The sequence below is a fragment of the Spongiactinospora gelatinilytica genome (assembly GCF_003236385.1).
GTDB classification, from domain to species: domain Bacteria; phylum Actinomycetota; class Actinomycetes; order Streptosporangiales; family Streptosporangiaceae; genus Spongiactinospora; species Spongiactinospora gelatinilytica.
On the sequence record NZ_POUA01000282.1, the window covers coordinates 1 to 10,424 of the forward strand.

7 protein-coding genes and 2 pseudogenes are annotated in these 10,424 nt (G+C 67.6%); 7 read left to right on the plus strand and 2 right to left on the minus strand.

Going from position 1 to position 10,424, the window contains the following annotated elements; all coding sequences use genetic code 11:
• A pseudogene (locus C1I98_RS28050) lies at positions 1-275 on the plus strand (precorrin-6A synthase (deacetylating)); the annotation flags it as partial.
• On the opposite strand, the gene C1I98_RS28055 reads toward C1I98_RS28050, so the two are convergent.
• On the minus strand, positions 229-1,290 hold the full coding sequence (locus tag C1I98_RS28055; protein WP_111170412.1) for an aldo/keto reductase: 1,062 nt from the start codon (positions 1,288-1,290) through the stop codon (positions 229-231). The pseudogene C1I98_RS28050 and the gene C1I98_RS28055 sit on opposite strands and share 47 nt — an antisense overlap.
• A gap of 80 nt (positions 1,291-1,370) precedes the next feature.
• Between C1I98_RS28055 and C1I98_RS28060 the strand changes: the two genes are divergently transcribed.
• The 4 genes from C1I98_RS28060 to C1I98_RS28075 all read left to right on the plus strand — a co-directional run bounded on the left by C1I98_RS28060 (position 1,371) and on the right by C1I98_RS28075 (position 6,695).
• The gene (locus tag C1I98_RS28060; protein WP_111170413.1) at positions 1,371-1,991 is read left to right on the plus strand and encodes a TetR/AcrR family transcriptional regulator; all 621 of its coding nucleotides are present in this window, start codon (positions 1,371-1,373) and stop codon (positions 1,989-1,991) included.
• A 168-nt stretch (positions 1,992-2,159) separates the two neighbouring features.
• The gene (locus tag C1I98_RS28065) at positions 2,160-3,347 is read left to right on the plus strand and encodes a helix-turn-helix domain-containing protein (protein WP_158558213.1); all 1,188 of its coding nucleotides are present in this window, start codon (positions 2,160-2,162) and stop codon (positions 3,345-3,347) included.
• 118 nt (positions 3,348-3,465) lie between these two features.
• Entirely contained in the window at positions 3,466-6,162 is a 2,697-nt protein-coding gene (locus C1I98_RS28070) for a hypothetical protein (protein WP_111170415.1), read from the plus strand.
• A gap of 173 nt (positions 6,163-6,335) precedes the next feature.
• Positions 6,336-6,695 carry a beta/gamma crystallin domain-containing protein gene (locus C1I98_RS28075; protein WP_111170416.1) on the plus strand — a complete coding sequence of 120 codons (360 nt, stop codon included), beginning with the start codon at positions 6,336-6,338 and terminating at the stop codon, positions 6,693-6,695.
• A gap of 373 nt (positions 6,696-7,068) precedes the next feature.
• Here the strand turns inward: C1I98_RS28075 and pafA are convergent, their stop codons facing one another.
• Positions 7,069-8,427: a Pup--protein ligase gene (pafA, locus tag C1I98_RS28080; RefSeq protein WP_111170417.1), complete on the minus strand. Its 1,359-nt coding sequence runs from the start codon at positions 8,425-8,427 to the stop codon at positions 7,069-7,071.
• 265 nt (positions 8,428-8,692) lie between these two features.
• Between pafA and C1I98_RS28085 the strand changes: the two genes are divergently transcribed.
• Together C1I98_RS28085 and C1I98_RS43195 are read left to right on the plus strand one after the other, a co-directional pair.
• The gene (locus C1I98_RS28085) at positions 8,693-10,042 is read left to right on the plus strand and encodes a carotenoid oxygenase family protein (protein WP_111170418.1); all 1,350 of its coding nucleotides are present in this window, start codon (positions 8,693-8,695) and stop codon (positions 10,040-10,042) included.
• A gap of 78 nt (positions 10,043-10,120) precedes the next feature.
• A pseudogene (locus C1I98_RS43195) lies at positions 10,121-10,424 on the plus strand (hypothetical protein); the annotation flags it as partial.

The following is a 10,424-nucleotide window of genomic DNA, read 5'->3' on the forward strand; positions in this document are numbered from 1 at the left end:
CCCTCCACCTCACCACCGGCCGCCGCCTGTCCGAATCCGGCCCGACGGCCGACGACATGGTGGTCATGCTGGACGCCCACTGCTCATTCGCCGGACTTTCCGAGTTTCACATCTACTGGGGTGCGTATCTGGGCACTCCCCAAGAAATCCTGATATCCGGCCCGGTCCCCGAGGTGACCGAACGAATCCGCCACACCCGCGCCGAGGCCCGCGCAGAAAACGGCTGGATCATGGACACGTACCTGCTCCGCCGTTCATCGGAATCGGGGGGTTGAGCTGCGCGAAGCCCCCTGGGCGGTGATACGGGTAGTAAGGGTAGGGCGGGGTGATCTCGCTGGCCTTGTCCAGGCGGGCCGTCTGGTCGGCGGTCAGGGACCAGCCGACCGCGCCGAGGTTCTGGCCGAGCTGGTGTTCGTCGCGGGCTCCGATGATCACCGAGGCGACGGTCGGGCGCTGGAGCAGCCAGTTGAGGGCGATCTGGGGGACGCTCTTACCGGTCTCGGCGGCGATCTCGTCGAGCGCGTCCACGACGTCGTAGAGGTGATCGTCGGAGACGGGCGGGCCGGAGTCGGCGGTCTGGTGCAGGCGGCTCTGGGCGGGGAGGGGCCGACCGCGGCGGATCTTGCCGGTCAGCCGCCCCCAGCCGAGCGGGCTCCAGACCAGGGCCCCGACCCCTTCTTCGCGCCCGAGCGGCATCAGCTCCCACTCGTAGTCGCGGCCGACCAGCGAGTAGTAGACCTGGTGGGCGACATAGCGCGGATAGCCGTACCGATCCGCCGTGGCGAGGGACTTCATCAGGTGCCAGCCGGAGAAGTTGGACACGCCGGTGTAGCGGATCTTGCCCGCCTGGACCAGGTCGGCGAGGGTGGACAGGACCTCCTCGATCGGGGTGCCCGCGTCGTAGGCGTGCAACTGGAACAGATCGATGTGGTCGGTGCCCAGCCGGCGCAGCGCGTCGTCCACCGATGTGAGCAGGCGGGAGCGTGACGTACCGGCCTCGTGCGGCCCGTCGCCCATCGGCAGGCCGGCCTTCGTGGAGATGAGCACCTTGTCCCGGCGGCCCTTGACGGCCTGGCCCAGCACTTCCTCCGAAGCGCCGTCGGAGTAGACGTCGGCGGTGTCGAACATGGTGACGCCCGCGTCCAGGCAGATATCGACCATGCGGCGGGCCTCCGTGGCGTCCACCGTCCCCCAGGCGCCGAACATCGGCCCACTGCCGCCGAACGTGCCCGCGCCGAAGCTCAGCGCGGGCACCTTGAGGCCGGACGCGCCGAGTCGCCGGTACTCCATACCAACCCACTCCCTAACGGTTCTCCAGTACCGTTAGGACCATAGCATCAGTGCATGACTAACGGAACTGGAGACCCGTTATGACCGCCGACGAGGCCGAACCGGGGACCCTGCGACCCGGCGGGCGTACCGCGCGCGTGCGTGCGGCCGTACTCAGAGCCGCAGGTGACGTCCTCGCCGAACGCGGCTTCGCGCACATGGACCTCGCCGACATCGCGCAGCGCGCGGGCGTGGGCAAGACCACCGTCTACCGGCGCTGGGGCACCGTGACCGCGCTGGTGACGGACCTGCTCACCGAGATGATCGAAAGCTCGCTGCCCCGCACCTACACCGGATCGCTGCTCGGCGACCTCGGCGCGCACGCCCGGCTCGTCCACACGACGCTGACCGACCCGCGCCAGGGCCCGCTGTTCAAGGCCGTGATCGCCGCCGCGACCTACGACGAGCGCACGGCCGCGGCCCTGCGCCGCTTCTACGACGCGCGCATCACCGAATGGGCGCCCTGTGTGCGCGAGGCCGCCGCCCGGGGCGAGGTCCCCGAGGACACCGACCCGCGCGAGGTGATCCGCGCGGTTTCCGCGCCGCTGTACTACCGCCTGCTGGCCAGCGGCGACCCCCTCGACGAGACGACCGCCGACCGCGCCGCCAAGGCGGCCATCGCGGCGGCCCGCGCCGGGATATTCTCCCCCGGAAAACGATGAGATCGGATAACTTAACCGGCATTACTTCTTGACCGGATTAATCTGGATCAATACCGCATCCGCCCATGCGGATAAGCGACCTTCCGCATTTTTGCGATCCCCTGGCAGGCAAAGGAGCCACGCCGTAACCTGATGCTGTCAAGACGCCAGGGAATGGGGCCAGGCCGAATGAACGACGCCAACACGGGCGGCGCCATCCGCCGCGAGCGGGAACGCCGGAGAATGAGCACCACCGCACTGGCCACTCGGGTCGGCTGCACGGTGCGCCATATCGAGCTGGTCGAAAACGGTCAACGCACGCCGAGCCTGCCGATGCTCCGGGAGATCGCCAAAGTGCTCGGGGTCCGCACCGCCATTCTCGTCGGCGAGCCACCGAGGGAGACCCACCAGCCGGGGCAGCCACAGATCGGCGATGTGGAGCGGACACTGTTCGCGTACCGGACAATGGTCCAGGACGTCGAGCCGCCCACGGTGGAACAGCTCGCACAGAGGGTCGCCGCCACCCGCGCCAGTCTGTACAGCTCACCGCACCGCTACACCGACACACTACGTGTGCTGCCCGACCTGATCGTCGACATCGAACGCCTGGTGCGCGACGGAGACCGAGCGGCGTTCCGGGTCGCGGCCGACGCCTACGATCTGACCCGTGGCCTGTTCTACCAATTGAGCCGGGTGGACCTCGCCTATCTGGCGGCGGACCGAGGAGTGCGATACGCGGAGGAGTCGGGCGACCCACTGATGATCGGGTTGACTCGCCGGGGCCTCGCGGCGGCGCTGCTCTGGTATGACATGCCCCAGCTCGCCTGTGAGACCGTATTGCGTGGCATCGAGGACTTCGAGCCGCACGTCGGCGACGGCGACCAACGGCACATCCGCGCCTTGGGCGGGATGTTCCAACTCGCGGCCGTCGGCCTCGCCCGTACCGGAGAGGTCGAACGCGGCAGGGAGATGCTCCGCACCGACGCCCGCCGCCTGGCCCAGCGAGTGGACGGCAGCGAGGTGTACGACCCCATCTTCTTCTCAGCCACCAACGTGGCGATCCACGTATGCTCCCTGGAGTCCGACGTACGTAACCCCCGCGACGTGCTGCGCTACTCCGAAGACGTGGACATCCGCACGACACCGAGCCTGGAGCGGCGCGCCACCCACCTGAGCGAGATCGTCCGGGCCTGCGAGGACACCGGCGACGACGCGGGCTGCCTGCTCCACCTGATGCGCATCGAACACGAAAGCCCCGAAGACCTCGACCACCGCATCCTGTTAAGAGAGTCCGTGCAGTCCCTGCTGCGCCGCGCCAAGCCGTCCTGGGCGACAGAGGTCCGCCGACTCGCCGAACGTCACGCCATCCCCGTCTGAAGAAGGACGCGGATTATTCTTTGCTGAACAGTGGGGCCACTCCGGCGTTTCACAGTTAAAGTCCCCATCATCAACGGGGGTTTTCATGTGCGTCGGCGCTCTGGGACGGGAGCGGGCTGTGGATCGACATCTGGACGCGGTACTCGCCGAGTTGGTGATCAGGAACAGGCTGCGCAGGGGGAAGATCCGATATACCCGTAAGGGCGGCCCGCTGGTGCTCCAGGTGGAAGCCGATGGCGAACGTTGCCGGAAGTGGCTCGCGACGTTTTATAAGACCTACCACGGCATCGTGCCGATCAATGAGCCCGAGGCGGCCACGGAGAAAATGCGCGATCCGCCCGATCTGGATGCGGAGGTCGCGGAGGAGCTGCTGAACATCGCGCACGGGTGCGGGGTCGGGGGGCGTCCGCCGTACCGGCTTCCGATCGTGTTCCCCCGGTTCGCCGCCGCGTACACGATGCTCGTCGCGTGGAAGGTCGAGGGCGGGCATCGGGCCCGGCGGGATCCCGGGCTGGTGACGGAGGTCAACAGGGCGGTCAGGGACGCGCGGCGGACCAGGCTGCCCGAGCTGCGCAGGCGGATCGGGCAGTTGATCGACGATCCGAACGTCCGGATGCAGCAGGGCGGCCTGGTCGGCCTGATCATCGCCGTGATCAGCATCTGCCGGCTTCCGGCGTCGTGGCCGCTGCGCTGGTTCCGGAAGAAGGGGTTTCCGCAGTCGCCGCGTACCACGCAGGCGCTGATCGGCGAGCTGCGGCGGTTACGCGCCAGAGCGGAACAGGCCGCGGAACTGACGGCGGAACAGACGCCGGTCGCGCAGGTGGACGAGAAGAACATGATGCTGGTCGATGCCCTCCTGGCCGACATCGACGCCCATTACGGGATCTTCCGCCACCTCAACCGGGTACGCCGCCCGATCATCCTGCTCCAAGACGTCGATCTCGTCCCGGCCCGGCGGGCGATCAGGGACGCCCTGCTCGCCGCCTTCGACGGCAGGGCGGGCAACCTGCGCGTCCATCCCGTCGTCATCTCGACCTCCGCCCCGGGCGCTGCTCCGGCGGGCAAGGGCGCCAACCGGCCGGTGGACTCCGCGCAGTTGGCCATCGAGATCCCGCGACTCTTCGCGGACCGTGAGCAGGCCGGAGAGCAGCGCAAACGCGGCGGGGAAGAGCCGCTGCGCAGCCGCCTGCTCCCGGTACGGCCCGCCCCCGCCCCCTCTCCGGACTCGCCGCCACCGCCACGCCTGCACGGGCCGGGACCGGTGACCGTGATCGTGGCGGCCCTGGTCGTCCTGGCGCTCGCCGCCGGTGGGGTGATCTTCGCCAGGCGGATTCTGTCGAGTTGCGGCGAGGGGCTGCACAAAGAGGGCGGCGAATGCGTGGGGGTCTCCGATGGCAGCGGCGTTTTCATGCCCGAATTCGACGGCATGAAGAAGATCTTCGCGGCCATCGAGAAGGAGAACATCCGAATCTCGTCCATGAGCCATGCGACGGTCGCCCTGGTGATCCCGCTGGAGTCCGCCAATCCCGCCGTCCAGCGGCAGATCCTCAGCGAAGTGCAGGGGGCCTATATCGCGCAGCTCCAGGCGAACCGCGAGGACGGCGCGAAGCCCGCCATCCGCCTCGCCCTCGCCAATCCCGGCCACGGGTACCGGCACTGGGAAAAGATCGTGGACGACGTTCTCGGGCAACCGAATCTGCGCGTCGTGGCGGGGTTCAACCTCAGTTTGGACCACACAAAGAACGCAATGAGCCACATGACCAAGATGGCCGGTCTTCCGGTCGTCGCCGGCCTGGTCACGTCCGACGACTTCGCCAATCCGGAGACCCCGGACACGGCCCGCCATCCGTTCCCCGGGCTCGCGCGCGTGGTGTCGGCCGCCGGGGAACAGGCCGACGCGCTGCTCACCTTCGAACACGAACTGGCCGGCGCGGAGACCGCGCTGGTCGCGGACGTACGGCCGGGCGACGACTACAACGAATCGCTGCGCGAGGCGTTCACCTCGGCGCGCGACAACAGGCCGGGCACCGGCGTGCAGGACATGACGTTCAAGTCTGACGGAATCGAGGTGGTCGGCACGGTCCCGAACCGCTTCGAGCACCTGGCCCTCAATCTGTGCGAATCCAACGCACGATACGTCTACTTCGCCGGGCGGGCACTTCATCTGAAGCTTTTCGTCAACCAGCTCGCCGACACGTACTGCGCGAGGAAGAAGTCCTACACCGTGGTCACGGGATCGGACGCCACGACACTTGACAGCCGCCTGGACGAGCGGGAACGCCGGTTGCTGCGCGGCGACCCGGGAAGCGGTAAGCCGGCGGTCCACATCGAGTACGCCTCCCCGGCCCATCCCGACGCCTGGGAGCGTGAAGTGTCGGCCTGGTGGCAGCGAAACCCGGGAGCCAAAGAACCGCCCCGCCATCTCACCGAGCCCAGAGAGGCCCTGAAGAAACTCCGGGCGGACATCGCCGCCGCCGGAATCGGCCCGGTCGCCCTCGACGACGGCCGGACCATAATCACCCACGATGTGATCCTGACCGCCAGGAACGCGCTCACAAAGGCCGTGGCCCTCAGCAAGTCGGAAGTCCCTGAGGTCGAGCATGTCAAAGAGGTCATGTCCACGCTGAATTCGAGCTTCCGCATTCAGGGGGCGAGCGGCTGGATCTGCCTGACCAGCGCGGGCAACCCGTACAACAAGGCCCTCGCGGTCGTCCACCTCGACCCGGCCTCGGAAAAACTGGCCCTCAAGGGCATCGCCTGGCCCGAGGGCGGCCCCCCGAAGAACAACTGTGTCATCCCCCAGATCACCCCTTAGCAGCGCAGGTCACGGGTGCATTGCAGCCTGGACGTGGCCGTTGGCGTAGCAGGCTGGGAGACGGAGTGGACAGAGAATGGGCACAGAATGAGCACAGAGTGGACTGCTGGATGATCAGAGATATGGGTGAAGCTCCTCCTGACAACACCGCTCCACTGGAAGTAGTGTAGGTAATGAAGCTAGCTTTTCCCAAGGTTCTCACCGCCTCCGCCGTCGCACTCGCGGCCCTGGTCACATTCACCGCCACCCCTGCGCACGCCATCGTAAAGGTGGGCTGCAACGACACAAACTACCTCTGGATCAACAACAACCAGGGGCAGGACGACCACTGCTTCGCGCAAGCGGGCTCGGTCGGCGTGGCCATCTACGGCGTCGAGTACATCGGGGCGGGGAACAACAACGTTGCCATCACGTACATCGATGACCTGGGTGGCCCGGAAGTCGGCATGCTGCTGGGCAGAGGCGACTACTGGGTTTACGACAGACCGGGACACGACTGGATCCACAAGATCACCAGGATTCGGATTCTCTAGGAACTTGTAGTGTCCTGAAGATCCTGACGTCCTCTCAGCGCCGGTCAACGGGCGTCCGTCGGTGCCACCGAGCCTGCCGGCCCCGTGGTGTCCGATGAGGTGGCGATCGGGGCGGCTGCGGTTCGATCTGCGCTGAAGGGCCCCTTGCGGGCCGGACCTGCACGACCATGGTTTCGATCCGTCGCTGCTGACCTACTTGCGGCCTGCTGCGGCGTCGGCAGGTCCGCGATCGAGCAGACTTCGATCGCGGGCGACGGTCCCGGCCGGTTCGGGAAACCGGGCCCGGAAGCCGGGCGACCGCGGCATCCGGCATGCCGCAGGCGGGCCCGGTCATGGCTCAGGTGGGGCGGCTGGGGGTCGAGGTGGCGGTTGGTCACATGCCTGCGATGAGTTTGTCCACCCTCTCGTCGACGCTGCGGAATGGGTCCTTGCACAGGACGGTGCGCTGGGCCTGGTCGTTGAGCTTCAGGTGGACCCAGTCCACGGTGAAGTCGCGGCGCTTCTCCTGGGCCTTGCGGATGAACTCGCCGCGCAGCCGGGCGCGGGTGGTCTGGGGTGGTACGGACTTGGCCTCGAAGGTGCGGATGTCGGAGGTGACGCGTTCCACCGAGCCGCGGCGTTGGAGCAGGTAGAACAGGCCCCGCCTGCGGTGGACGTCGTGGTAGGCGAGGTCGAGCTGGGCCACCCTCGGTGAGGACAGCGGCAGGTCGTACTTGTTCCGGTAGCGCTCGATGAGCTGGTACTTGGTCACCCAGTCGATCTCCCGTGACACCAGGTCCAGGTCGCCGGTGTCGACGGCGCGCAGGGTGCGCTCCCATAGTTCCAGCACCCGGTGGGTGATCTCGTCGCCGCCGCGCTGGTCCACGAAGTCCTTGGCCTTGCCCAGGTACTCCCGCTGGATGTCCAGCGAGGACGCCTCGCGCCCGTTGGCCAGCCGGACCCGCCGTCGTCCGGTCATGTCATGCGAGACTTCGCGGATCGCCCGGATCGGATTTTCCAGCGACAGGTCGCGCATCACGATCCCGGCCTCCACCATGCGCAGCACCAGGTCGGTGGCACCGACCTTGAGCAGCATGGTGGTCTCGCTCATGTTGGAGTCGCCGACGATGACGTGCAGGCGGCGGAACCGCTCGGCATCGCCGTGTGGCTCGTCGCGGGTGTTGATGATGGGCCGGGAGCGGGTCGTCGCCGATGACACGCCCTCCCAGATGTGCTCGGCCCGCTGGGAGACGCAGTAGACCGCGCCGCGCGGGGTCTGTAGCACCTTGCCCGCGCCGCAGATGATCTGGCGGGTCACCAGGAACGGGATCAGTATGTCGGCCAGCCGCCCGAACTCTCCCTGCCTGCTCACGCAGTAGTTCTCGTGGCAGCCGTAGGAGTTGCCGGCCGAGTCGGTGTTGTTCTTGAACAGGTAGATGTCGCCCGCGATGCCCTCTTCGCGCAGCCGCTTCTCGGCGTCGACGAGCAGCCCTTCCAGGATGCGCTCGCCGGCCTTGTCGTGGGTGACCAGGTCCACGACGTTGTCACACTCGGGGGTGGCGTACTCGGGATGGCTGCCCACGTCCAGGTACAGGCGGGCGCCGTTGCGCAGGAACACGTTGCTGGACCGGCCCCACGACACGACCCGCCGGAACAGGTAGCGCGCGACCTCGTCGGGTGACAGCCTGCGCTGACCCCGGAAGGTGCATGTGACGCCGTACTCGTTTTCCAGGCCGAAGATGCGTCGATCCACTACCTCACACTAGTCTCCCCTGGCCGGCAACGGGAAAGATCTTGATTTGCGGCGTGCCCGCGACGGCGAGCGATCAACGCTTCGCTTATGCGGCATAGATACAGGTCAGACGTTAAATGGCAGGGTTGCCGCAGAATTTTGCACCGCTCTGACCTGGGCGTATGTCGGGCGGCTGATGCAGGCGGCGGAAACAAGACTGTTGTTCGGGGATTTTCCACAGCATGGTTGTCGGCGTTCCCCAAAACACGTCGACAGGAGTTTCGCCATGGCCGAGAACGTCCCGCTGCATCTCGCGGGCAACAATGCGCCGGTCGCGGAGGAGGTGACGCTGGAGCCCGCCAAGGTGGTGGGTGAGATCCCCGCCGAGTTGTCGGGGCAGTTCTTCCGGAACGGGCCGAACCCGCGTACCGGCTGGTCGCCGCACTCCTTCGCCAGCGACGGCATGATCCACACGGTCGCCCTGGACGGCGGCCGGGCGCGGTGGTACCGCAACCGGTACGTACGTACGCCGCTGTACGAGAACCCCGGCGTATCACGCTTCGCGCTCGCGTTCGACCCCGAGACGAGCCGGATCGACTACCGGGTGACCACCGCCAACACGCACCTCATCGCGCACGCCGGCAGGCTGTTCGCGCTGGAGGAGGGCGGCTTCCCGTACGAGGTGACGCCCGACCTGGCCACCATCGGGGCCTACACCTTCGACGGGGCGCTGCGCACGCCGATGACCGCGCACCCCAAGACCTGCCCGATCACCGGTGAGCTGCTGTTCTTCGGGTACCGGCTGCGCCCGCCGTACCTGACGTACTACCGCGCCGACGCCGCCGGGAAGGTGGCGCAGACGCGGGCGATCGACATGCCACGGGCGACGATGATGCACGACTTCGCCGTCACCCGCGATCACGTGATCTTCCTGGACCTGCCGGTCGTCTTCGACGCGGCCCAGGCCGCCGCCGGTGGGCCGCCGTGGCGGTGGGACGACGGCCACCGGGCCAGGTTCGGCGTGCTGCCGCGCACGGCCGGCGACGACGCGCCCGTACGCTGGTACGACATCGCGCCGTGCTACGTCTGGCACACCATGAACGCCTTCGAGGACCCCGCCACCGGCATCATCACGGTCACCGGCACCCGGGTGCCGTCGCTGTGGCGCGGCGGTCCCGAGGACGTCGGCGGCGGCCTGCCCACGTTGTACCGCTGGACCCTGGACCCGCGCACCGGCACGGTCGCGGAGGCCCCCATCGACGACGCGCCCAGCGAGTTCCCGCGCGTCGCCGACAACGCGATCGGGCTGCCGCACCGGTACGGCTACACGGCCAGTTTCGCGCTGGAGGCCGAGCCGGAGCGGTCGGAGATCTACGCCTACGACCTGGCCGACGGCGGGGTGCGGGCGGTACACCGCTTTCCGGCCGGGCACACCTGCGGCGAGGCGGTGTTCGTCGCGAGGGACGGGACAGCGGAGAACGACGGCTACCTGATGACCTTCGTCCACGACCGGGCCACCGACCGCAGCTACCTCGCCATCCTGAACGCCGCCGACCCGGCCGCGCCGCCACTGGCCGAGGTACACGTCCCGGTCCGCGTCCCGGCGGGCTTCCACGGCAACTGGATACCGGCCTGAACCCGATCAAATGCCTTCTTAAGTTGTAACCTGATCAATGACGGTCAGGTGTCAACTCGGGATACTTGGGGGTTTCCAGTGACGGAACTCGCGGACTCGATCGAATCGGTCGAGCAGCTCGCCTCCGGCTGGCTGCCCATTGTGCTCGACCGTAATCCGGACGCGGATGTGCGCGACCTTCCCGGCATCTCCGTACGCTGGGCCGACTCCCCATTTCCTTTCTGGAACACCGTCGCATTGACAGGTATCGGCGCGGACAGGAGTTTCGCCATGGCCGAGAACGTCCCGCTGCATCTCGCGGGCAACAATGCGCCGGTCGCGGAGGAGGTGACGCTGGAGCCCGCCAAGGTGGTGGGTGAGATCCCCGCCGAGTTGTCGGGGC